22 protein-coding genes, 1 other RNA gene and 1 other annotated feature are annotated in these 24,525 nt (G+C 42.9%); of the genes, 4 read left to right on the forward strand and 19 right to left on the reverse strand.

Annotation, left to right across the window (positions count from 1 at the left end):
• Positions 1-9 precede the first annotated feature (9 nt).
• Positions 10-1,785, reverse strand: a complete 1,776-nt coding sequence (gene aspS / locus QYG89_RS02065; RefSeq protein WP_404314038.1) for an aspartate--tRNA ligase — start codon at positions 1,783-1,785, stop codon at positions 10-12.
• Positions 1,786-3,063 carry a histidine--tRNA ligase gene (gene hisS, locus QYG89_RS02070; protein ID WP_404314040.1) on the reverse strand — a complete coding sequence of 426 codons (1,278 nt, stop codon included), beginning with the start codon at positions 3,061-3,063 and terminating at the stop codon, positions 1,786-1,788.
• Positions 3,064-3,342: 279 nt separating this feature from the next.
• Positions 3,343-3,576: a binding site (T-box leader), on the reverse strand.
• A 237-nt stretch (positions 3,577-3,813) separates the two neighbouring features.
• Here hisS and QYG89_RS02075 point away from each other — a divergent pair.
• Positions 3,814-5,136 (forward strand): N-acetylmuramoyl-L-alanine amidase, encoded by a 1,323-nt coding sequence (locus QYG89_RS02075; RefSeq protein WP_404314042.1) that lies wholly within the window; start codon positions 3,814-3,816, stop codon positions 5,134-5,136.
• A 139-nt stretch (positions 5,137-5,275) separates the two neighbouring features.
• Here QYG89_RS02075 and dtd read toward each other — a convergent pair whose 3' ends face one another.
• The 7 genes from dtd to QYG89_RS02110 all read right to left on the reverse strand — a co-directional run bounded on the left by dtd (position 5,276) and on the right by QYG89_RS02110 (position 14,918).
• Entirely contained in the window at positions 5,276-5,716 is a 441-nt protein-coding gene (gene dtd / locus QYG89_RS02080; protein ID WP_404314044.1) for a D-aminoacyl-tRNA deacylase, read from the reverse strand.
• Between the two features lie 13 nt (positions 5,717-5,729).
• On the reverse strand, positions 5,730-7,925 hold the full coding sequence (locus QYG89_RS02085; RefSeq protein WP_404314046.1) for a RelA/SpoT family protein: 2,196 nt from the start codon (positions 7,923-7,925) through the stop codon (positions 5,730-5,732).
• Positions 7,926-8,218: 293 nt separating this feature from the next.
• Complete coding sequence (locus QYG89_RS02090; protein WP_404314048.1) at positions 8,219-8,734, reverse strand: adenine phosphoribosyltransferase; 516 nt, start codon at positions 8,732-8,734, stop codon at positions 8,219-8,221.
• The gene (recJ, locus tag QYG89_RS02095) at positions 8,725-11,091 is read right to left on the reverse strand and encodes a single-stranded-DNA-specific exonuclease RecJ (RefSeq protein WP_404314050.1); all 2,367 of its coding nucleotides are present in this window, start codon (positions 11,089-11,091) and stop codon (positions 8,725-8,727) included. Before recJ ends, QYG89_RS02090 begins: the two co-directional genes overlap by 10 nt.
• An 88-nt stretch (positions 11,092-11,179) precedes the next feature.
• Complete coding sequence (locus QYG89_RS02100) at positions 11,180-12,085, reverse strand: cation diffusion facilitator family transporter (RefSeq protein ID WP_404314052.1); 906 nt, start codon at positions 12,083-12,085, stop codon at positions 11,180-11,182.
• A 114-nt stretch (positions 12,086-12,199) separates the two neighbouring features.
• Positions 12,200-14,464 (reverse strand): protein translocase subunit SecDF, encoded by a 2,265-nt coding sequence (gene secDF, locus QYG89_RS02105; protein ID WP_404314054.1) that lies wholly within the window; start codon positions 14,462-14,464, stop codon positions 12,200-12,202.
• A 142-nt stretch (positions 14,465-14,606) separates the two neighbouring features.
• Positions 14,607-14,918, reverse strand: coding sequence for a post-transcriptional regulator (locus QYG89_RS02110; RefSeq protein WP_404314056.1), 312 nt, complete (start codon positions 14,916-14,918; stop codon positions 14,607-14,609).
• A 114-nt stretch (positions 14,919-15,032) separates the two neighbouring features.
• Here QYG89_RS02110 and spoVB point away from each other — a divergent pair, with 114 nt between their 5' ends.
• On the forward strand, positions 15,033-16,568 hold the full coding sequence (gene spoVB / locus QYG89_RS02115) for a stage V sporulation protein B (protein ID WP_404314058.1): 1,536 nt from the start codon (positions 15,033-15,035) through the stop codon (positions 16,566-16,568).
• Between the two features lie 56 nt (positions 16,569-16,624).
• Here spoVB and QYG89_RS02120 read toward each other — a convergent pair whose 3' ends face one another.
• Positions 16,625-17,269: a DUF421 domain-containing protein gene (locus QYG89_RS02120; protein ID WP_404314060.1), complete on the reverse strand. Its 645-nt coding sequence runs from the start codon at positions 17,267-17,269 to the stop codon at positions 16,625-16,627.
• 97 nt (positions 17,270-17,366) lie between these two features.
• Here QYG89_RS02120 and QYG89_RS02125 point away from each other — a divergent pair, with 97 nt between their 5' ends.
• Complete coding sequence (locus QYG89_RS02125; protein ID WP_404314062.1) at positions 17,367-17,738, forward strand: TIGR04086 family membrane protein; 372 nt, start codon at positions 17,367-17,369, stop codon at positions 17,736-17,738.
• 116 nt (positions 17,739-17,854) lie between these two features.
• Here QYG89_RS02125 and yajC read toward each other — a convergent pair whose 3' ends face one another.
• The 7 genes from yajC to QYG89_RS02160 form a co-directional block, all read right to left on the reverse strand.
• Positions 17,855-18,118: a preprotein translocase subunit YajC gene (yajC, locus tag QYG89_RS02130; RefSeq protein ID WP_404314064.1), complete on the reverse strand. Its 264-nt coding sequence runs from the start codon at positions 18,116-18,118 to the stop codon at positions 17,855-17,857.
• A 26-nt stretch (positions 18,119-18,144) separates the two neighbouring features.
• Positions 18,145-19,284 carry a tRNA guanosine(34) transglycosylase Tgt gene (gene tgt, locus QYG89_RS02135; protein WP_404314066.1) on the reverse strand — a complete coding sequence of 380 codons (1,140 nt, stop codon included), beginning with the start codon at positions 19,282-19,284 and terminating at the stop codon, positions 18,145-18,147.
• 29 nt (positions 19,285-19,313) lie between these two features.
• The gene (queA, locus tag QYG89_RS02140; RefSeq protein ID WP_404314068.1) at positions 19,314-20,342 is read right to left on the reverse strand and encodes a tRNA preQ1(34) S-adenosylmethionine ribosyltransferase-isomerase QueA; all 1,029 of its coding nucleotides are present in this window, start codon (positions 20,340-20,342) and stop codon (positions 19,314-19,316) included.
• Positions 20,343-20,361: 19 nt separating this feature from the next.
• The gene (locus tag QYG89_RS02145) at positions 20,362-20,568 is read right to left on the reverse strand and encodes a DUF2905 domain-containing protein (protein ID WP_404314070.1); all 207 of its coding nucleotides are present in this window, start codon (positions 20,566-20,568) and stop codon (positions 20,362-20,364) included.
• Positions 20,565-21,566, reverse strand: a complete 1,002-nt coding sequence (gene ruvB / locus QYG89_RS02150; RefSeq protein ID WP_404314072.1) for a Holliday junction branch migration DNA helicase RuvB — start codon at positions 21,564-21,566, stop codon at positions 20,565-20,567. Before ruvB ends, QYG89_RS02145 begins: the two co-directional genes overlap by 4 nt.
• A gap of 236 nt (positions 21,567-21,802) precedes the next feature.
• Positions 21,803-22,414 (reverse strand): Holliday junction branch migration protein RuvA, encoded by a 612-nt coding sequence (ruvA, locus tag QYG89_RS02155; RefSeq protein WP_404314074.1) that lies wholly within the window; start codon positions 22,412-22,414, stop codon positions 21,803-21,805.
• 184 nt (positions 22,415-22,598) lie between these two features.
• The gene (locus QYG89_RS02160; protein ID WP_404314076.1) at positions 22,599-22,802 is read right to left on the reverse strand and encodes a hypothetical protein; all 204 of its coding nucleotides are present in this window, start codon (positions 22,800-22,802) and stop codon (positions 22,599-22,601) included.
• 110 nt (positions 22,803-22,912) lie between these two features.
• Here QYG89_RS02160 and ssrS point away from each other — a divergent pair.
• A non-coding RNA gene (ssrS, locus tag QYG89_RS02165) (6S RNA) lies at positions 22,913-23,099 on the forward strand.
• A 58-nt stretch (positions 23,100-23,157) separates the two neighbouring features.
• Here the strand turns inward: ssrS and rpmG are convergent.
• Together rpmG and QYG89_RS02175 are read right to left on the reverse strand one after the other, a co-directional pair.
• Positions 23,158-23,307, reverse strand: coding sequence for a 50S ribosomal protein L33 (rpmG, locus tag QYG89_RS02170; RefSeq protein WP_404314078.1), 150 nt, complete (start codon positions 23,305-23,307; stop codon positions 23,158-23,160).
• Positions 23,308-23,331: 24 nt separating this feature from the next.
• Positions 23,332-24,516 (reverse strand): GTP-binding protein, encoded by a 1,185-nt coding sequence (locus QYG89_RS02175; protein ID WP_404314080.1) that lies wholly within the window; start codon positions 24,514-24,516, stop codon positions 23,332-23,334.
• Positions 24,517-24,525 lie beyond the last annotated feature (9 nt).

The raw sequence follows: 24,525 nt of genomic DNA on the forward strand, positions 1-24,525 counted from the left end.
ATTTAAAAATTATTTTTTCGCTGTTTCACGAATTCTTAAGTGCAGTTCTTGAAGCTGGCTTGGGCTTACTTCACTCGGTGCATCCATCAGCAGGTCACTCGCGCTTGCTGTTTTCGGGAATGCAATCGTATCACGCAAGTTCGTACGGCCTGAAAGAAGCATGACCATCCGATCCAGTCCAAGTGCGATACCGCCATGAGGAGGTGTTCCATATTCAAATGCATCTAGCAAGAAACCGAATTGTTCTTTCGCTTCCTCTTGCGTAAAGCCAAGAACTTCAAACATTTTCTCTTGAATATCGCGCTCGAAAATCCGAATGGATCCGCCGCCGAGTTCATATCCGTTTAAGACGATGTCATACGCCTGTGCGCGTACTTTTTGCGGCTCATCATTCAGATGTGGCAAATCTTCACGCACTGGCATCGTAAATGGGTGGTGAGCTGCATAGTAGCGTTTTTCTTCTTCATCATATTCAAGCAGCGGCCAATCCGTCACCCATAAGAAATTAAATTTGTTTTCATCAATCAATCCACGTTCTTTCGCCAGTTTGAGACGAAGTGCTCCGAGTGCATCAGCAACAATTGACTTTTTGTCAGCAACGAACAGCAGTAAATCCCCTTCTGCCGCTTCGGCTGAAGCCAGCAATCCAGCTTGCTCTTCTTCTGAGAAGAATTTCGCAATTGGTCCCTTTAAGCCATCTGCTTCCACTTTCATCCAAGCGAGCCCCTTAGCACCATATATAGCAGCAAATTCAGTCAATGCATCCACATCTTTACGGGAATAGTCAACGGCTCCGCCTTTCACATTGATCAATTTCACTTGACCGCCGCTTTCTACCGCACCAGCAAATACTTTAAAGCCAGAACCTTTCACTTGTTCGGATACATCTACGAGCTCCATGCCGAAGCGAGTATCTGGTTTGTCAGATCCAAAGCGGTTCATCGCTTCGTCATACGTCATCCGTGGAAATGCTTCTGTCATCTCGATTCCCTTTACACGCTTCAGCACACGCTTCAGCATTTCTTCTGCCATCGCCATAATGTCTTCTTGACTCATAAAACTTGCTTCGATGTCAATTTGTGTAAATTCAGGCTGGCGGTCTGCACGCAAGTCTTCATCGCGGAAACAGCGGGCGATTTGGTAATAACGGTCAAAGCCAGATACCATTAACAGCTGTTTGAAAATTTGCGGCGACTGCGGCAGCGCATAAAATTCGCCTCCGTGGACGCGGCTCGGGACTAAATAATCGCGGGCGCCTTCCGGTGTACTTTTCGTTAAAATAGGTGTTTCTACATCGAGAAATCCTTCTTCGTCAAGATAGTCGCGCACTGTTTTAGTAATATCGCTGCGCATTTTGAACGTTTCATACATAACTGGACGGCGCAGGTCCATGTAACGGTATTTTAAACGAATATCCTCTGCCACTTCCGTTGAATCTTCAATTGGGAATGGAGGTGTTTTCGCTTCACTTAAAATAGTTACTTGATTCACTTTAATTTCAATTTTTCCTGTAGCGATATTTTCATTAATCGTGCTTTCATCGCGGGCAATAACCGTCCCTTGAATATCTAACACATATTCGTTACGTACTTTTTCAGCTACAGCCAGCGCTTCTGCTGATGTTTCTGAATCAAATACGATTTGGACAATACCTGTACGGTCGCGGAGATCAATAAAAATAACTCCTCCTAAATCTCTGCGGCGCTGCGCCCATCCTTTTAATGTCACTTGTTCTCCAATATGCTGCTCTGATACCTTTCCGCATTCATAAGTTCTGCCAAACATTTATTTTTCCTCCATCTTCTGCTGTAATGTATCAATGAATTGGTCAAGCGCTACTTCTTGCTGCTCGCCCGTTTCCATGTTTTTCAAATTAATTTTATTTTCCTTCAACTCATCTTCACCAAGAATTGCTACAAATTTCGCTTTTAAACGATCGGCTGCTTTAAACTGCGCTTTCATTTTTCGATCTTGGTAATCACGTTCAGCTTTGATGCCCGCTTTTCGTAAATCATGAACAAGCTTCACTGTATAATCTTTCGCTTCTTCGCCGAGAGAAGCGACATAACAGTCAAGGCGGCTTTCATCTTCCCATTCAATCCCCTCTGCTTCCATAGCGGCAAGAAATCTTTCCATGCTGAAGGCAAAGCCGATACCTGGTACATCTGGTCCGCCCATTTGACTGACTAATCCATTGTAACGCCCGCCCCCGCAAAGGGTCGTAATCGCTCCAAATCCTTCCGCTCTGCTCATAATCTCAAATGCAGTGTGGTTATAGTAATCCAACCCGCGGACGAGAGTCGGATCGACCGTAAAGTCGATGTCCAGTGCGGTTAAATACTGCTGCACTTTTTCAAAATATGTACGGGAATATTCATTTAAATAGGTTAAAATCGACGGTGCCGATTTCATCAATTCATGATCACGGTCTTTTTTGCAGTCAAGAATACGCATTGGGTTTTTCTCAAGACGACTTTGACAGTCTTCACAAAACTCCCCAATCTGCGGCTGAAAGTGCCCAATAAGCGCTGCTCTATGAGCGATACGGCTTTCTGTGTCACCTAGTGAATTCACAACGAGTTCAATTTTTTGCAGTCCAGCCGCTTGATAAATATCCATGATCAGAGCGATCACTTCAGCGTCAATTGCCGGGTCCTCACTGCCAATAGCTTCTACACCAAATTGAACAAATTGACGGTATCGTCCAGATTGTGGACGTTCGTAGCGGAACATAGGCCCCTGATAATATAGCTTAACCGGCTGATTCGGATCACCAAACATTTTGTTTTCCACAAAAGAGCGGACAGTCGCTGCGGTTCCTTCCGGCCGGAGGGTTAAGCTGCGGTCGCCGCGGTCGGTAAAAGTGTACATTTCTTTTTGCACGATATCTGTCGTGTCCCCAACACCTCTTTGAAATAATTCCGTATGCTCAAAAATCGGCGTCCGAATTTCTTTATACTGATAATTGCGGCAAATATCCGTAGCGATTTTTTCAATACGCTGCCACTTTTCCACCGTTCCCGGTAAAATATCTTGTGTGCCGCGTGGAATGCTTACACTCATGATTGTTCCTCCTTCAAATAAAATGAAATTCCCATCAGTGGAGGTTTTCTTTATCCCCCACTGATGGAACAAGGAACTCAGGCTAAGAGCGCCATGTCCTGTGGCAATGCCTGAGTAACCAACATCCTGTCGGCCCGAATGGATCGGGCGTTTACTGGCAGTTGATCCCCGCCCATGCTTCTTAGAAACAGCCTCGAGGCAGGGAGATCTTACTGCCAGTTCATGCAGAATAAATTTTTAGATGTTTTTTCGAAATAAAAAAAACTCTTCATCCCCGAGACAAGGGACGAGAGTTTTATTCCCGTGGTACCACCCTAGTTAAAACGGCCGAACCGCTTTCACTTTTCCAGCTAACGCCTGTGCGCGTTTTCCCCTACTAAAAGCATAGCTTCTTTCAAGGAAAAACCTCCGGAGTGTTCGTTCACTAAGACGCTGACGAGAATGACTTACAGCCATGGCCATTCCTCTCTGAACGGGCGATTCTTAATTACTTTTCTCCATTATCGGTTTGATCATTTAATTGTCTAAATTCAGATGTTCCTATTATAAGAAACTTTGCGAGAGCATTCAAGTTTCTTTTCTACAACTTTGTCCACATTTTATGTTAGACAGCCAAGCAGCGGCAAATGCGGGCACTTATCATGGCGGTCCTTTTTCTTAATTTGAAAAAAATAAAGGAAATAGACACCAAATAATGAATTAGATGCTAAAATGAGAAGTGCATTTATTTATTTTTTAAGGCGGTGGATTATGGATAGAAAGCAAATGGGTTTGATTGCGGCATTTATTTTCTTCTTGGGACTTCTGCCGGCAGCTTTTGTTTCAGCAGAAGGACCGCAATCTAAAATAGAAATTGCTGTTAATACAGCAAATGTCCGCAGCGAACCAAGCATGTCCGCGAGCGTAGTCGGACAAGCCGCACGCGGTACACGATACGAAGTATTAAAAGAAAAATACGACTGGTATCAAATTCAGCTGGAGGATGGACAAAAAGGCTGGATAGCCGGCTATATCGTCAAAAAAGCGGACAGCTCCTCTCAAACGGCGCAACAAACAGTTGTAAAAAACGCATCATCAGGCAAACCAGCGGCTGTTATAGCAGATAACTTGAATGTCCGCAGCGAACCATCCCTATCAGCAAATGTAATCGGTAAACTGAACATCGGTGATCAAGTATCCGTTACTGAGAGCAAAAACGGCTGGGTACATATTCGTTACAAAGGACAAGAAGCTTGGATCAGCGAGCAATTTGTCCGGATGATAACTAAAACGAATTCATCAGCGGCCAATAGTAAAACGGTGGCTGACGGCTTTGCAGTTATTTTATATAACGGAACAAACCTTCGTTCTGATGCCAGCAGGTCTTCTTCGATCGTGGCACGAGGATCCCAAGGAGAACGCTATCCTATTCACGCACGGGTAGGCGATTGGTATGAAATCCGTCTGGCAAGCGGCCAACAAGCCTATGTAGCCAGCTGGGTCGTATCGGTAAACGGGGAGGCTTCCTCTCAAGCATCTGCCAGCCGCACACCTGGACTGCAAGGTAAAACCATTATTTTAGATCCTGGTCATGGCGGTATAGACGGCGGCACGACTGGTATGCAAGGAACCTTTGAAAAGTTTATTACGTTAAAAACAGCTGATCGTTTATACCATAAGCTAAAACAAGCGGGTGCTAATGTCATTTTAACCCGTTCAGATGACCGATACGTCTCTCTTCCTTCACGGGTGGCGACAGCCAAATATCATCGTGCAGACGCTTTCATTAGTCTGCATTACGATAGCACCTATCATAGTGGTGCCAACGGCTTTACTACGTATTACTATCATAACAATCACAAAGAACTAGCCAACAATGTAAATCGTAAACTATCACAATCTCTTCCAATTAAAAATCGCGGAGTCCGTCATGGGGATTATTTCGTTCTGCGCGAAAACAACCAGCCTGCCATTTTACTAGAACTGGGCTATTTAAGCAATCCACAGGAAGAATTGACTGTTGTCACAAACCCTTACCAAGAGCTAATCACAAATGGTGTGTACAATGGATTAAAATCTTATTTTAATGAATAGGATAGCGGCAGAAAAGGCTCTTAGCGGTTCATCAGCCGCCAAGAGCCTTTCTTTGTAAACATGCCTATTCCTACTACCCTTCATGTCCTCTGCTGCTGCATTCAAAGCATCGTCTTCCACAAGTAGAAAACCATCTCTGTTAATTACTTTCTAATATAAATGTTACTGGTCCATCATTTATGAGAGCCACATCCATCATCGCACCGAATTGTCCGGTTTCAACATGGATACCTTTTTCTCTCAACAATTCATTGAATCGATCATATACCTTTTTCGCTTGATCCCCTTTAGCCGCAGCCATAAAATTGGGACGGCGCCCTTTGCGGCAGTCGCCATACAAAGTAAATTGGGAGACGGATAGGATGGCACCACCCACATCAAGCAGCGAACGGTTCATCTTTCCTTCTTCGTCTTCAAAAATTCGAAGTTGAACAATTTTTTCAGCTAAATAAGCGGCTTCTGCTTCGCTATCTTCATGGGTCACACCGACGAGTAAAACGAGGCCGCTGTCAATTTGACCAACGGCTTCCCCTTCTACTGTGACGGACGCTTCTTTACTTCTTTGTAAAACAACTCTCATTCCTTAAACACCCTTAATGTAAAATTCTGTGCACGGAATAAATATCCGGAATTTGCTTAATGCGTTCAACTACTTTGTGCAAATGGCTAATATTATGAATAAAAATAGCCATATCAATTTTAACAACTTTGTTACGGTCTGCTCTACCCGAAACAGTTGAAATATTTGTTTTTGTTTCATTAACAGCCTGCAGCACTTCATTCAACAGTCCTTGACGATCGTATCCTGAAATCTCAATCTCAACAGTATATTCTTTTTGATTCGCTGCACCACTTTCCCATTCCACTTCGATGAGACGGTCTGTTAATTCTTCATCGGTCACATTAGGGCAATCGGAACGGTGAACGGACACGCCCCGTCCTTTCGTAATATAACCAACAATATCATCGCCAGGAACCGGATTGCAGCAGCGTGAAAGCCGGATCAGCAGGTTATCAATGCCTTTGACTGTGACACCGGAATTTTTCTTTTGATACGGCTGGGATGGAGCCGGCTTTAAGTCTTTTAATGACTCTTGAACGAACGCTTCTTGATCCCTTATTTTCCGCAGTTTTTCCGTTAGACGATTGACCACTTGCAGTGCGGTGATGCCGTTATAGCCGATCGCGGCATACATATCCTCTTCATTCGTAAAGTTGAATTTTTCCGCCACACGCTTGACGTTTTCGGAAGTGATTACGTCTTTCACATCAAAACCCATATTTTTAATCTCTTTTTCGATTTGTTCACGGCCTTTAATAACATTCTCTTCTCGGTTTTGCTTTTTGAAAAATTGTTTGATTTTATTTTTCGCCTGTGATGTCTGAGCCATTTTTAGCCAGTCCTTACTCGGCCCATATGAATGCTTAGATGTTAAAATTTCAATAATATTCCCTGTCTGCAGTTTATAATCAAGCGGCACCATTTTTCCATTTACTTTTGCACCGATTGTTTTATTCCCAATTTCAGAATGAATTCGGTACGCAAAATCAAGCGGTACAGACCCCTTTGGAAGCTCAATGACGTCACCTTTCGGTGTAAAGATAAACACCATATCGGAGAAAAAGTCGATCTTCAATGATTCCATAAACTCTTCCGCATCCGCGGAGTTATTCTGATACTCCATAATTTCTCGGAACCAAGACATTTTTTTATCAAATGACGCGGTGTCATCAACCGTCTTTCCTTCTTTATACGCCCAATGAGCCGCCACTCCGTACTCAGCAATATGATGCATTTCCTTCGTACGGATCTGCACTTCCAGCGGGTCTCCTTTCGGCCCGATGACCGTCGTATGAAGGGATTGGTACATATTTGTCTTTGGCATTGCAATATAATCCTTAAATCGTCCGGGCATCGGCTTCCAGCATGTGTGGATAATGCCAAGCACCGCGTAACAATCTTTAATGCTGTCAACAATAACACGAACAGCAAGCAAATCGTAAATCTCATTAAATTGCTTGTGCTGAAGGACCATTTTACGATAAATACTGTAAATATGTTTCGGACGTCCAGAAAGGTCAGCTTTGATCTCTATTTCATCAAGATGATCTTTTACATCCTCAATGACCTCATCCAAATATTGTTCGCGTTCTGCCCGCTTTCTTTTCATTAAATTGACGATTCGATAATATTGCTGCGGATTCAAGTAGCGCAGAGCCGTATCTTCTAATTCCCATTTAATTCTTGAAATTCCGAGCCGGTGAGCAAGCGGAGCAAAGATCTCCAATGTTTCATTAGAAATACGCCGCTGTTTTTCGTGCGGCAAGTGCTTCAGCGTCCGCATATTGTGGAGACGGTCCGCCAGTTTAATTAATATGACGCGGATATCCTGGGCCATAGCCACAAACATTTTCCGATGATTTTCTGCTTGCTGTTCTTCTTTTGATTTATATTTAATCTTTCCGAGCTTTGTCACTCCATCAACGAGCATGGCGACTTCTTTTCCAAATTCTTCTTCAATATCCCCTAGTGTCACTTCTGTATCTTCTACAACATCATGCAAAAAACCGGCAGCAATCGTAGCTGGGTCCATTTCTAAATCTGCCAATATGCCTGCCACTTGAATCGGATGGATAATGTAAGGCTCCCCTGACTTACGATATTGTTCTTTATGCGCTTCTTCAGCATATTTATAAGCTTTTTCTACGAGCTTGACATGTTCTGCGTTTAAATATTTACTCGCTTTCTCGGTCACTTCGTCGGCAGTCAATACCCGATCTTTCGCCATATGTTTACTCACCTTTACCATCTATTAAATATTTTTAGTTACTTCTAAATGATTCTAATAGTTCTTATTATCGAAAAAAAACGAACGGATGTAAAGCCATCTTTCACACTTTTTGAAGAAAATGAAAAAACATGTCGAAAACACCCGCTTTACTCTCGCACTCTTCTTAAAATATGGCTTTGTTAACTCCCCTGTTGATTTCAGCTGCAATCGCCCGCTCGTCATTAATATAGCCATACACCAAAAAATAATATAAAAAAACAGACACTTTTCACAGTGCCTATTTTTCAAATTTATTCATAAGGGATGAGTGTTAATACGTCATAGCCATCTAATTTGCTGCGCCCGTCTAAATAAGACAGTTCTACCAAAAATGCAATCCCAGCTACAGTACCGCCAAGCTGTTCAACCAATTTAATGGTCGCTTCAATCGTACCGCCTGTTGCGAGTAAATCATCTGTAATCAATACACGCTGACCCGGCTTCACTGCATCTTTATGGATCGTCAATACATCATCCCCGTATTCCTTTCCATACGTTACTTTCACCGTCTCACGTGGAAGCTTCCCCTCTTTACGAACAGGTGCAAAACCAACACCGAGCGCATAAGCAACCGGACAGCCGACAATAAATCCGCGGGCTTCAGGACCGACGATTAAATCAATGTTTCTTTCTTTTGCATATTCAACAATTTGATCTGTTGCATAGCGAAATGCTTCGCCATTATCCATCAAAGGAGTAATATCTTTAAATTTAATGCCAGGCTTTGGCCAATCTGGCACAATTTTAATATACGGTTTTAAATCCATGATTCTACTTCCTCCTCATTATCAACGGAAACCTTCACATATTCATCCAGCCAAGACTTTAATTCCTGGTAGGAAGAATACAGCAGCTTATTCTCCAATTCTAGCTGCATTTTTTTATTTTGATAAGCTGGTGATTCATTCAAATCTCTCTTAGGAGCTTGTTCATTTAAATGAATCACTCCCTCACTTATTGTAACAAAACCGAGTTCAAAAAACACTTTTGACATAAATTCAATCGTTTCGCGAGACCAGCCGCGGTGCTTAGCGAGGTCATCTCCATATTTCTTTAAATCAAAGCTTTTTCTTTTGAATAGGAATGTATACAGCCATTTAAAATGTTCCCTGGTAGGCATCGTGCTAAAGAAATGGCTGTCCTTTTGATGGAAGTGGACGTAAATACGCTCCGGGCATCCCGTTTGCATCACCGCTGCGATCGTTTCCATTTCCGGCGGTAAATCAACAAATACAATATTTTTCCCTTGAATGGACAACTGCGCCGCCTCTTCCGGTCCGCTTATATGTACCATTTCCGACTCATACTTTTCTAAATCCAATTCATTAATTGTCTCTTTTTTAAATGTAATAAACAAGCGGCTATCTGGCACTTCATTGATCCATTTTTCAAACTGCCGGTGGCCCCTTGCATCAAACAGCTGCCAATGAGTGATCTTTAGATCTTTTAGAAACAGCTGGGGCTTACGGATGTTATTCCATTCGTTAACAGATAGTTCCCCAATGACAGATACTTTTGAAAATGGGGCAATATGATCTGCACAGTGGCCAAGACCAAAGCCAATACCATCTAATGAGCCAGCTTCACTTTCAAGCTGGAGCTTTAAATGGGTTTTATCTGAACCAATTTTTCGCATGGCTGTTACACCTGCATGTTCAATCATTACTTGCGGCTTCGGATTATTCACTCCATATGGTGCCAGCCGATTCAATTGTTCGATAATAGGAAGGCTCACTTGATCGAGCGGCACGACCGCATCCAGCTCGGTCACCGGAATAAAGTCTTCCGCTGTCAGCTGCTCATGAGCCAGCACACAAAGACGCTCCCTTAGTTCATCGACATCAGAGAGCTCCAATGTCATTCCTGCCGCCATCGGGTGTCCGCCAAAATGAGGAAGGATATCCCGGGATTGGGATAAATTTTTGAATAAATCAAAACCGGCAATACTTCTCGCTGAACCTTTTGCCTTATTTGTTTCCGGATTGAAGTCCAGCACAATAGCCGGACGATAAAACGTATCCACTAATTTGGATGCGACAATACCGATGACACCTGCATTCCAATTTTCTTTTCCGACAACAATAACTGGATATTTGTCAGGAGGATAGTGAGATTTCACCATCTCAATTGCCTCTTTTGCGATGTCTGCAACGATGGCTTGACGCTCCTTATTGATCGCATCAATTTCCTGCGCCAGGTCATTCGCCATTGCCCTATCTTTTGTCAAGAGCAAATCCACAGCCGGATCGGCATCGCCAAGACGTCCGGCTGCATTAATACGGGGGGCAATCATAAAACCAATCGTTTCTTCATTTACTGCTTCTGGCTTCGTTGCTGTTAATTGTAACAATGCTTCAATGCCGGGACGCGTTGTTTGCTGCAGCTTTTTTATCCCAGCTTTGGCAATCGTTCGATTTTCTCCAATTAACGGAACAAGGTCAGCAATCGTTCCGATAGCTGCCAGATCTAATAAATGTTCTGGCAGGCGGCCATATAGGGCATGTGCCACTTTAAAAGCTACTCCGACCCCTGCTAAATAGGGGAATGGATAGCTGCCACCTGGAAGCTTCGGATGAATAATCGCCAACGCCTGCGGCAATTCTGGGCCTGGTTCATGGTGATCAGTAATAATTAAGTCGATACCGATCTCAGCCGCAACCTCCGCTTCTTTTACTGCAGCGATTCCTGTATCTACAGTGATAATAAGCCGATAGCCATTTTCCTTCGCTTGACGAAACGCTGCTTCGTTTGGGCCATATCCTTCTGTGAACCGATTAGGAATGTAAAAATCTACTTTTGCTCCTAAATCCGTTAAAACGGTCATCATCACAGACGTGCTATTTACCCCGTCCGCGTCATAATCTCCAAATATTAAAATTGGTTCTCCATCTGCAATCGCCCGATGAATGCGTTCACTCGCTTCTTTCATCCCGCTAAGCAAAAATGGATCATGAAATTCATTTCCTTTATCATATAAAAAACTCCGTGCTGCCTCCGTCTCAGTGATCCCGCGATTGATCAACAAAGAGGCCAGCAGCGGGCTTATCTCTAGTTGTTCTGCTAATTGATCGCGTGTTTGTGCATTCGTTTCCTTGACAACCCAGCGTTTTTTTGATTTTAGCATACCGTCACCCCTCAGCCTTACTATTATACAAGAGTAAAAATGGGGATTCAATGCAAGCCTTTATTTTCAAAAAATAGTTTCTTTTTGATCATTCCTCTTCTATATTGGGTCCAGCAGGATTAATATGAATAAACGCATCTTGTACATTTTCCAGTTCAAGCAGCTTCTGCTTTACTTTTTTCCCGACCTGGTGCCCTTCTTCTACCGTTATTAGCGGATCGACTGCAATTTTCAAATCAATGATGACATAATGCCCATGTTCCCGGGCATACAGTGAATTAATTTTTTTTACTTCTGGTACAGAAAATATTTTTTCCTTAAATGACTCTGTATCTTCTTCGTGAAGCACGTGGTCTAGCGTGTTGTGGATCGATTCCCTTCCAATATTCCAGGCAATTTTCAAAACGAGTAAAGAAACGAGCAGACCAGCGACAGGGTCTCCATAAATAAGCCAATCAATTCCAAGCTTCCCTCCAAGCATCGCTGCCCCGATTCCGACTAGCGCCGCGATAGAAGAATATACATCCGAACGATGCTCATATGCATTCGCAATAAGCGCATCACTCTTTAACTTTTTTCCCAACCGATACTTATATCGAAACATCGCTTCTTTCACAAGAATAGAAAAAATCACTGCATAAATAGCAATCGCTTTCGGCGGTTCAATTGAATGAAAAAAAGCTTTTACTGAAGAAATACCAATTTCTATACCGACAAGCACAAGTAAAACAGCAACAATAATAGCTGCAATTGACTCTGCTTTTCCATGTCCATATGGATGATCTTCATCTGGCGGGCGTTTGGCAGCCTTCAATCCGATCCAGACAGCAAGAGACCCGGCTACGTCAGACGCTGAATGTGCAGCATCCGCAATGAGTGCCCGGCTATTCCCGACTATTCCACACACCCACTTAAGGACAGCGAGAGCAATATTGCCAACCACCCCTATCATCGCTGCAAACTCTGCTTTTTTAAATCGCTCCTCTTTCTCCATTTGACGCCCTCCTCTATCTTCACCTACTGTTATTATGGACCATTCGATAAAGAATCATAAAAAAAGCAGCCTGCAAAAGATTTCTGCAGGCTGCTTTTTTCACTTTCCGCTCTTCTATACCTGTGGTTCGTCGCTCCATTGTTTTTTCTCTTTGTAGGTCACGATCGAGCCTTTTTTCTTCAGTTCTTTTTTCTTCCATACGAGCCATAGCTGGGCAGCTATGAAGAGAGAAGAATAAGTCCCCGAGATTAACCCGACTAAGAGTGCGATTGAGAAGTTACGAATGGATTCACTTCCAAATATAAGCAAAGCGACAACGGTAATAACGACAGTCAAAACAGTATTAACAGAGCGAGTCATCGTTTGACGCAAGCTGACATTAACGATGTCTTCAAGCTCTTGTTCTGTTTTAACTTTACGCTTTTTGGCCATATTTTCACGCATTCGGTCAAAGGTAACGATCGTATCGTTAATCGAATAACCGATAATCGTCAAGACGGCGGCAATGAACGTAATATCGACTTCAAGCCGTGTCAGACTGAAAAAGGCAACAATGAAAAAGGCATCGTACATCAAAGCAATAATGGCACCGAGCGCCATGTAAATTTCAAAGCGGACCGTAACGTACAGCACGATTCCCAAGGAAGCAATGACAAGGGCGATCATCGCATTTTTCGCAAGCTCTTTTCCAACAGTAGGTGAAACCGTGCTGATACTAGGCTCGCTGCCATATTTTTTAGCAAAATGATCTTTCACTTCAGCTACTTTATCCTGAGAAAACGACTCTTTAAAACGGGCGACACCTACTTCCTTATGTTCACCTGAAAGTACAATGTCATCGGTAGAAAGCCCAACTTCTTTCAACTCTGCTTTCACGATTTCCTCAGTCAGCGGCTCTTTTGACATGATTTCCATACGTGTACCGCTGGAAAAGTCGATCCCAAGATTTAAGCGGTATATCCCAAGAACAATCATCCCTGCAATAATGGCAAGGGCTGAAAAAGCAAATAACTTACGGTGATGTTTAACAAAGTCAAAACGGTCAAAACGCGTTGGCAAATCGAGTGTATCATAGTTTTCGCTAATATCTTTTATATCTTTTCGATGAACGCCGAACCAGCCTGGCTTGTCTTTTAACCAATTACTTTGGACAAACAAACCGAGCAATAGACGTGATCCCCAAATCGCTGTAACAAAGCTCACGAGAATACTGATAATGAGCATTGTAGCAAATCCTTTAACTGAGCTCGTACCAAAGTAAAATAGAACAACCCCCGCTAGAATCGTTGTCAAGTTCGCATCAAGGATTGTCAGGAATGAGTTCTTATTCCCCTCTTTGAAAGCGGCGCGGATCGATCGGCCGACTTTAATTTCTTCCCTGATCCGTTCATACGTAATAATGTTAGCATCTACTGCCATACCAACTCCGAGGATCAATGCTGCGATACCTGGAAGTGTCAAGACAGCGTTCATCCAATCAAAGATTAACAGGATTAAATAAATGTAAACTGAAAGAGTAATGGAAGCAATAAGACCTGGCAGTCGATAGTAAAGAAGCATGAATAAGAAAACAATTGCAATCCCAACAATTCCAGCCAGAATCGTCTGATTCAATGCTTTTTCACCAAATTGTGCACCGACAGAAGTGGAATACACTTCATCCAGCTTCACCGGCAGCGCACCAGCGTTTAATAACGAAGCAAGGTTTTGCGCTTCTTCTGCCGTGAAATTCCCTTCAATCGTCACTTCATTTGTATTGAACACTTGGCTTACATTTGGTGCGGATAAAAACTTAGGGTCTGCCTTTTGAATTTCTTTCTGGAAAGAATCTTTCCCTTCTTCAAAATCAAGCCAAATGACGAGCTGATTATTCGGCGCCATGCTGACAACGTGTTCAGTCACTTCTTTAAATTTTTTGCTGCTTTTCAGCTTTAAGGCAACATTAGGCGCTCCTTCTTGAGTAAAGGACTGCTTCGCTCCCCCTTCTGCAAGATCACTTCCATCCAGCATCAATTTATCTGTCGTGTCACGGAAAGACAAGTTCGCCTGTGTCGACAGCATTTTCCTTGCTTCATTTTGATCTTCCACACCAGCAAGCTGAACACGGATGCGGTTGCCCCCCTCAATTTGAATACTTGGTTCGTTGACTCCAAGCGCATTGATCCGCTTATCAAGCGCATCCGCTGTGTTAACTACTACCTGCTCTGTAATCTTCTGCCCTGCTTTCGCCGGCTTTACTTCATACAGCACTTCAAATCCGCCCTGCAAATCAAGGCCGAGCTTAATATCGTTGACAATATCCTTCGCCGTAAGCCCGATTGCACTCGCAAGCAGCAGTACAATAAGAAAAAAGGCTACGATCCGGCTGCGTTTTACCATTACAAACTTCCTCCTTAATCCGAATCATCCATACATAATAAAACAATGATTTCTAAAATGATGAAAAAAATTCTGGTAAAAGGATACCAGAATTCCTTAACAAAACTATTATGAAGCAGAAAATAACGAGTGTCAATTTTGCTTAATTCTTTTTCGCTCCGAGCAATTCCTGTAATTCCTCTTCGTTGACTTCCTCGAGCCAATTTGTCGAGCGGTACGATTCGACCGTTGCATAATTCATATAATCCCCTGGCATTGTCGATACGATATCAGCAACGAGCTGATACATATGTACATCCTCTTCCGGCTTTCGCCATTTTTTGTTTGTTAAGTATTCCCACAGAGACGGAATATCAATTGTTCCATAATTCAACAATCGGAACTCCTCAACTTTACTTTTTAATACCGGCAGCAGATGTTGAAAATATTTCTCATACGGATGTATCCCCTTCATTCTCCCCATCCCCTTTTTATTAGAAGAATAAATGAACTTGTCATGCTTGCCCGACTAGGAGGCATATATATCATTGTAAAGCAATTCATCTATTTTGAGAAGGCAGGGAGACAGATGTCAAAGTTTCTAAAAGGGACTCTCGTTTTAATGGCTGCTATGTTCATTACAAAAATACTTGGTTTTGTCAATCGAATTGTGATCGCCCGCCTGATCGGTGAAGAAGGCGTCGGGCTATATATGATGGTCTTTCCATCATTTATTCTTGTCGTTACACTGACGCAAATAGGGCTGCCTGTAGCGATTTCTAGAAGTGTGGCTGCCGCTGAAGCAAGAGGCGATGTCGCAAAAATGAAACGAATCTTAGCCGTCTCACTATCTATCACCCTATCCTTATCACTACTTTTTACGCCGGCACTCTTGCTGCTTGCCCCTTACTTATCCAAAGTGTTATTTACTGATCCGCGCACATATTATCCTTTGATAGCTATTACACCTGCTATCCCGATCATTGCCGTTTCGTCCGTTTTGCGCGGGTACTTCCAAGGCAGACAAAACATGAAGCCAGCTGCTTATTCTCAAGTACTGGAACAAGTCGTCCGGATCGGTTTAATTGCCCTCTTTACGAAAAAAATGCTTCCCTACGGAATCGAGTTTGCAGCAGCTGGGGCCATGGCTGCGGCTGCTTGCGGCGAATTGATTTCACTGCTTTATTTACTGCTAATGTTTCGGTTTAATAAGAACTTTCTGCTTCGCCGCCGTTTTTTTCGGGCCATTCGTAATGGCAAAGAAACGGCAAAAGAACTGTTTGAAGTCGCTATACCAACGACTGGCAGCCGGATGATCGGTTCGCTGGCATGGTTTTTTGAACCGATTGTTGTGACACAAAGTCTTGCTATTGCTGGTGTCACAGCCATTACTGCAACAAAAGAATACGGCGTATTAACGGGATATGCGCTGCCGGTCATGTTTTTACCTTCATTCGTTACATTAGCTTTATCCACATCTCTCGTTCCAGCTGTCAGTGAAGCGTATGCTAAAAAACAACATCAGGTACTCGAACACCGCGTGCAAGAAGCACTCCGTTTCTGTCTTGTCACAGGAGGACTTTCTGTTTTGCTTTTGTTTTTATACGCGGAGCCGCTCATGCAATTTATGTATCACTCATCAAATGGCGCCCGCTTTATCACATTAATGGCTCCTTTTTTCTTATTTTATTACTATCAAGGTCCTCTCCAAGCTGTTTTGCAGGCGTTAAATTTAGCGAATGCAGCGATGATCAATAGCTTGATTGGGGCAGTTGTCAAATTGACTGTTATTTTCATTTTTGCCTCGCAGTCGCAATTTGGCATATATGGAGCTGCTCTTGGTATGGCTGCGAGTATTTTACTCGTCACGCTGCTGCATTTAGCCACTGTGTTTAAAAAGATTTCGATTTCAGTGAATGTACGCCAATACGTTATGTTTACTGTTGCTATGGTTTCGTCCTTTTTCATTAGCCGTTCATTAAACGAACTATTGCTTAGTGAATTCCGCCCTGTCACTTATCTGGCGGCTGGGGCAGTCACTACTACCCTTTGCTACTTTGTTATTTCTATTATGTTTGGACTCGTTACAAAGCGGGATTTATCGCGGATTCCTTTTCTAAAATAGAACGTTTATTTACAGAGAATCACCCATTCATGCAGCATAAAATAACAAGCCGTTTTTCACTTATCTTTTTCATCAATAAAAAAACGGCCATCATGAAAGCTGCAGAAAGAAATCCGTTCTATGTCTTTGTATCCTCTGCTTGCCAATTCTCGAATAAGCCATTGCTCTGTCTTGTTTATCATCTGTAGATGCTCATAGTGAATTGCCCCATCAAGTACAAGCGGCAATGTAAACGAGCCATTTTTTCGTTTGTTTTCTTTTTGCAATATTGACAGACTCCCTGACGTTTCTAAAATGGCAAATTCTATATCATCAATATGCCGGATATCCTTTTCACGCATTTGCAAAAGCAAATCATGATAATTATATCGCTGTCTTCGCATCGCCTTTTCGTCAATTTCTCCATGCCTAATGATGATTTCTGGTTTGCCTTCAATAAACTCGCGGAATCTGACACTTTTAAGTGAAACATAAGCAAATGAAATTTGAATAAGTACTAATACGATAATTGGCACGATCGTATGCATCAGTGGATCATCATGTTCTTCAATGGCCATGACCGCCATTTCACCAATCATGATGAACACAACGAGATCGAGAATACTCAGTTCACCAATTTCTCTCCGGCCCATCAGCCGAAATACAAATAAAATAACGATATATAAAAATATCGCTCGGAAAATGATTGTCCAATAAACCATAAGACTCCCCTTCATGTTCATTCATATTTGTTTTTAGTGTGGACCTAAATCAAAAAAACATGAAGAACAAACAATGGAAATTAAGGAGGGCTTTAACGTGAAACCTTTCAGTTATGGGATTATGTATGGAACAGCCGTCATTTTCGCTTTTGCCGCAGTATGCAGCCTAATCTTTTCTTTAATTTTGCGATTCAGTTCATTAACTGAATCATCCTTGCTGCTTTCCATTACCATCGCTTCGTTTCTCGTATTATTTATTGGGGGCTTCATTTCAGGGAAACTCTCAGGCAATAAAGGATGGCTTTCTGGAGGGGCAGCTGGACTTTTATATAGCATCATTATGATGTTGTATCAATACCTTGGCCACGATTCCGTCTTTCAATGGGAGCAGCTGGTCTATCACCTTTGTTTCATCATCACAGCGATGATGGGCGGTGTTCTCGGAGTAAATGTCTCATCCAAAAAATAGAATTTGTTAAACTTCCCTATTAATTTTCGCTTCAATCAACAATAATCATTATCATAGTCAAAGCCAAAAAGAAAAAGCAAATCCTCCCCACTTGGAGTGATTTGCTTTTCTTTTGTTTATTGTCCAGCCGCTTTTTCAGATACTTCACGGATCGCAGAACGATCATACGTCAGACGACTGCCGTCCCCGCATTTAATCACAACCGTACCTTCTTCAATGGCATCGATAAAGCCGTGCAACCCGCCGATCGTAACGACCCTATCACCTTTTTGTAAATCATTTTGCATTTGTGCCACTGCTTTCTGCCGCTTTTGCTGCGGACGGATAAGCAAAAAGTAAAACACTACAAACATTAACACGAGCATAATAATTGACTGCATAATTTCACCCCTTTCCGAGAACGATGCTAGAAGTTTTTCGCATCTGGACGGTTAAATCCATAGGCCTCGAAAAATTCATCTCTGAAATCCCCCAGACGGTCTTCTCTAATCGCTTCTCTCACTTGTTCCATTAATTTTATCAGAAAATATAAGTTATGGTAAGTTGTAAGTCTTATACCAAACGTTTCATCTGTTCGAATTAAATGACGAATATAAGCACGTGAATAATTTCGACACGTGTAGCAGTCACAATTTTCATCAAGCGGGCCAAAATCGCGGGCATATTTAGCATTTTTCACAACGAGCCGTCCTTCACTCGTCATGAGTGTCCCATTTCTCGCAATCCGCGTCGGCAGCACACAATCGAACATGTCTACTCCGCGAATGGCGCCATCAATTAAAGAATCTGGTGAGCCTACTCCCATTAAATAGCGCGGTTTGTTCGCCGGTAAAAATGGAGTAGTAAATTCAAGAACACGGTTCATGACATCTTTCGGCTCTCCAACAGATAGACCGCCGATGGCATATCCAGGAAAATCAAGCGAAATAAGGTCCTGGGCACTTTGACGGCGCAACTCTTCATACTCTCCACCCTGAACAATTCCAAACAACCCTTGATCTTCTGGGCGGGCATGGGCTTTCAAACATCTCTCTGCCCAGCGTGATGTCCGTTCGACTGAACGCTTCATGTAATCATATTCCGCCGGATAAGGAGGGCATTCATCAAACGCCATCATAATATCTGAGCCGAGGGCATTTTGAATTTCCATCGCTTTTTCCGGGGATAAAAATAACTTATCTCCGTTTAAATGATTACGGAAATGAACGCCTTCTTCTTCAATTTTACGAAATTCACTTAAAGAAAACACCTGAAAACCACCGGAATCCGTTAAAATGGACCGGTCCCAGTTCATAAATTTATGAAGACCGCCCGCCTCTTTCACAATTTCTTGGCCCGGACGCAGCCAGAGATGGTACGTATTACTTAAAATAATATTGGCACCCATTTCTTTTAATTCTTCTGGAGACATCGTTTTAACAGTTGCCAATGTTCCAACCGGCATGAAGATAGGTGTTTCAAAACTCCCATGTGGTGTATGAACCCGTCCAAGACGTGCCCCTGTTTGTTTACACGTTTTAATTAATTCATATTTAATCGCTGGCAAATCAATGCCACCTCGCTTCCAACATTCTATTATTTAATTAACATAGCATCGCCGAAACTGAAAAAGCGATATTTTTCTTTCACTGCTTCATTATAAGCATTCATCACATGCTCTTTCCCGGCAAGTGCACTAACGAGCATAATAAGCGTCGACATCGGCAAATGAAAATTCGTAATCATGCCATCGATCGCTTGAAACTTAAATCCTGGATAAATAAAGATGTCCGTCCATCCGCTCGCCGCCTCGATTCGGCCGTCATGGTCGCGAGCGACGGTTTCCAATGTACGCGTTGATGTCGTTCCCACACTAATAATACGGCCGCCTTCGTCTTTCACTTTCTGAATCAGGCGGGCTGTTTCTTCGGATACGTGATAAAACTCGGCGTGCATTTCATGTTCTTCAATCGTATCAACAGACACTGGGCGAAACGTGCCAAGACCAACATGCAGCGTCAGAAATGCAATGTGTACGCCCATTTTCCGTATGTCCTCTAACAACTCTTCAGTAAAATGAAGCCCTGCTGTCGGAGCCGCGGCTGATCCTCGCTCTTTTGCAAATACAGTTTGATAACGATCGCGCTCTCTCAGCTGCTCTTTAATATAAGGCGGAAGCGGCATCTCTCCCAATTCGTCGAGTACCTCATAAAAAATTCCCTCATACGAAAACTCTAATATTCGGCCGCCATGCTCTTTTTCATCTATGCAAACCGCCGAAAGACGGCCGTCTCCAAACGTAATTTGACTTCCTTTTTTAATTCGCTTTGCCGGTTTAATGAGCGTTTCCCATCGGTCGCCGTCCTCCTGCTTCAAGAGGAGCACTTCGATTTTTGCCCCTGTTTCTGTTTTTACACCGTACAGGCGGGCCGGCATTACTTTCGTGTCATTGAGTACAAGGCAATCACCCTGTTGCAAAAAAGAAGTAATGTGCTTAAATACTTCATGTGTAACCTTACCTGTTTCCTTATCCAGTACCATCAAGCGGCTTTCTGTCCGCTCAGCCAGCGGTGTTTGCGCAATTAATTCTTCCGGAAGATTAAAATCAAAATCCTCTACTTTCACTTTCTTCATCCCTATCTATTTATTTCCACTTTCCGATCATATAAAAAATGAGTGACAACACTACACTAACGATAATGGACGTCATGATTGGAAAGTAAAATGTTGTATTTCCTTTTTTAAATAATAAGTCGCCGGGCAGCCGGCCGATTTTAACAAATTGCATAACGAGTCCAACAACAAAGAGAATAACACCTAAAAGCATCAATGTTTTCCCAATTCCACTCATTCAGCCGGCGCCTCCATTCGAAAATGGCGGTAAACTAATTCACTCACCACCCGCCCCCTCGGTGTACGCTGCAAAAAGCCAATCTGCAGTAAATACGGCTCATACACATCTTCAATGGTTTCTGCTTCTTCACCGATGCTTGCAGCGATCGTTTCAATGCCGACCGGGCCTCCGCGAAACCGTTCAATAATCGCTTTTAGCAGCTTATGATCAATATGATCAAGCCCCATTCGATCCACTTGAAGCAGTTCAAGCGCCTCTTCTGCTATGTCATACGTAATTTTTCCGTTGCCGCGCACTTGAGCATAGTCGCGCACTCGCTTCAAAAGCCGGTTGGCAATTCGAGGCGTTCCCCTTGAACGGCGGGCAATTTCATGAGCACCAGCCTGATCAATGGCTGTATGAAAAATATCCGCTGTCCGCATCACGACTTCCCCAAGCTGTTCCTCGCTATAATATTCGAGGCGGCTTAATACGCCAAACCGGTCACGAAGCGGCGCTGAAAGTGAACCGGCTCGTGTCGTTGCTCCAATTAACGTAAATGGCGGCAAATCTAGACGTACAGACCGCGCACTTGGCCCTTTCCCAATAACAATATCCAGACAAAAGTCTTCCATTGCTGGGTAGAGCACTTCCTCGATCGCCCGCGGCAGACGGTGAATCTCATCAATAAACAGCACATCTCCCGGTTCAAGTGCTGTCAAAATAGCAGCAAGATCGCCCGGTCGTTCAATGGCCGGCCCGGCCGTCGTCCGCATTTGCACTCCCATTTCATTAGCAATAACGGCCGCAAGCGTTGTTTTTCCAAGCCCAGGAGGCCCATATAACAGCACATGATCGAGGGTTTCCTGCCGCTGCCGCGCTGCCTCAATAAAAATGGCTAAGTTGTTCTTCACTTGCTCCTGACCAATGTATTGTTTTAACGTCTGAGGACGCAGCGATTGTTCTTCATACAGCTCATTCATTTCAGCCGTTCCAGAAACGATGCGTTCTTCCATCGCGTAATCACTCCCTCATTCATTTATCCGGAATTAACTGGAAGTAAGTCCCCTGCCTCAAGGTTTTAGCTGTTTCTAAGAGTCATGGGCGGAGGATCAACTGCCGGTAAACGCCCGATCCATTCGGACCAACAAGATGTTGGTTACTCAGGCGTTGCCACAGGACGTGGCGTTCTTAGCCTGAGTTCCTTGTACAATCAATGGGGGATGAAACCCCCATTGATAAAAGTTTCATTTTAGCCATTTAACAAAAGCTGCAGACCTTTACGTATATACTGGTCTGTCGTTAACTGTTCCGCTTTTAATTTTAGGCTGATTTTCTTAATTTCCCGAGCTGAATAGCCCAGCGCCTCAAGTGCAAGCAGCGCTTCTTCGAGTTCAGCAGATGAAGCCGGTTTCTGTTCTATACCATCAGGCTGAAACAAATTCGGAAAAAATTCCGGCACAACATCAGCTAGTTTTCCTTTTAGATCAAGAATCATTTGGCGGGCCGTTTTCTTACCAACACCCGGAAATTTAGTCAAAAACTTCTCATCTTCCTGTTCGATAGCCGACACTACTTGCTGCGGCTCACCGCTCGCCAGTACAGCGAGCGCACCTTTTGGTCCAATGCCCGAGACAGAAATCAACTTCTCAAACAAGCGCTTCTCTTCTATAGAAACAAATCCATACAAAGCCAGTACATCTTCACGCACATGCTGATACACATATACAGTGATCATCTGTTGTTCATATTTCGAAAAAGCAAACGGATTCGGCGTGAGCACTTGAAAGCCGATGCCGCTATTTTCAATCACAACATATTCCGGCCCTACGAACGTTACGCTGCCTTTTATGTATTCATACAAATGTATTCGCTCCCCTATATTACACACTGTTCTCCATTGTATCATACCACGATTAACTCGTGAAAAAAAATGAAAAAGAAACATTTGTTCTGACATTGAAATCGACTTTGATTTCATTTTTGCCAAAAAGAAAAAGGAACAAACAAAAAAACCGCCTTCTTAGGCGGCATGCTCGAAAATATAGTTAATCGGGGGAACCCATACCTCCTGCACCGGCAGAGTTTGTATCGGGAATCGTATCAAGCGGCGGTGCTTCTCCTTGAGAGGTCTCTTCATGAACAGACAGGACTTCGATTCCTTCGGTTTTCAAGAGATTATTCAACGTACGGCTGACATCACCTTTTACCTTTTTCTGATCATATTGAAGCTCAACATTGATGATCTTCATGATTCTCCCTCGCTTTCATTGTTTATTTGTTTTTTCCCTGCTCGTAAAAAATTAAACATCATGGATAAATTTAACGTTGCTTTTATTCATGCATTTATGTAATATAAACATATCAGCTGCGTTGTGCGTAACCTTAATAAAGTTTTAACCTTTAAGCTGAAATAGGGAGTTTTAAATTGAAGCTGGACTATCATGCCACGTCACTGGCGAGGACGATAAGAACGTTTCTGCAAACACCCACTTTATGGAGTGGTGGTTTTAAAACTTCATTAAACGTACGGCAACTGCGGCCTTTCTATTACATACTTAAAGCCGGTTTCCTCTAAGGAAGCCGGCTTTTTTTGATGCATTTCATTTACTTCGTTTCACGGTGCAGCGTATGTCTTTTTAAGCGCGGGCAATATTTTCTTAATTCTAAACGCTCTGGATTCGTACGCTTATTTTTCGTTGTGATATAATTTCTGTCTCCTGTTTCTGTGCATGCTAACGTAATATTTACTCTCATTCTTTTTCTCTCCTTAAAATGTTATTAAGCCGTAATGAACGGTGGAAGCGGATCTGCCAATAAAGACCACTCTTCTTTTTGTTCTTCTTCTGTTAACAAACAGGCGTCTAAAGATTGTTCAATTTGAGGTCGATCCATGCCTATGCCAATCATGACGATTTCTGTTATTCTGTCTCCATATTCTTCATGCCATCTTTCTAACAGCTCGGGCTCTTCCTGCAGCATTTGCTTCTGCTCCTGTTCAGGATAAGCCGCAACCCATTCCCCCGCTCCTTGAAAAATAATAGATGGACCGGCTTGTGACAATATTCCTGCCATGTTGTTGCGGGAAGCAAGCCAAATAAATCCTTTCGCCCGCACGACATCTACTGGCCAGCCCTCCAGCCAGCTCATAAGTCTCTCCGGGTGAAACGGGAGATGCCTGCGGTAAACGAAAGATGAAATGCCGTACTCTTCCGTTTCCGGCGTATGTTCATTGTTCAACTCTTTGATCCAGCCGGCTCCTTGACTGGCTTTATCAAAATCAAATAAATGCGTATCAAGCACTTCATCTAATGAAAGCTTGCTATGATCCGTTAAAACAATGCGCGCTTCTGGATTCAACTGTTGCAGCACTGCTTTTAATTCAAGCACATCTTCTTCTTGTACTAAATCAATTTTATTCAGTAAGATTACATTGGCGAATTCAATTTGATCGATTAATAAGTCAACTACTTCTCTCGTGTCTGTTTCATCTGTCGCCTCTTTACGCTCAAGCAAACTTTCCCCAGAAGCAAAATCATGCCAGAAGCGGTTCGCATCGACGACTGTTACCATCGTGTCCAGACGGCAAAAAGCTGATAAATCAATGCCCAATTCCTCATCTACATATGTAAATGTTTGAGCGACTGGCACCGGTTCACTAATTCCCGTTGATTCAATCACGATATAATCGATGTCACCGTCTGCAGCAAGCTTTTCCACCTCTTTAATTAAATCCTCCCGAAGCGTACAACAGATGCAGCCATTTTGCATTTCCACAAGTTTTTCTTCTGTCCGTGAAAACCCGCCTTGTTTAATGAAAGAAGCATCAACATTAATTTCACTCATGTCATTCACAATAACAGCTACTTTTTTCTCTTCTCTGTTTTTTAATATATGATTTAAAAGAGTTGTTTTCCCTGATCCTAAGTATCCACTCAATACAGTAACTGGAATTTTCTTTTTCATGTCATCCCC

It is taken from the genome of Bacillus lumedeiriae (genome assembly GCF_044891285.1).
GTDB lineage: Bacteria > Bacillota > Bacilli > Bacillales > Domibacillaceae > Pseudobacillus > Pseudobacillus lumedeiriae.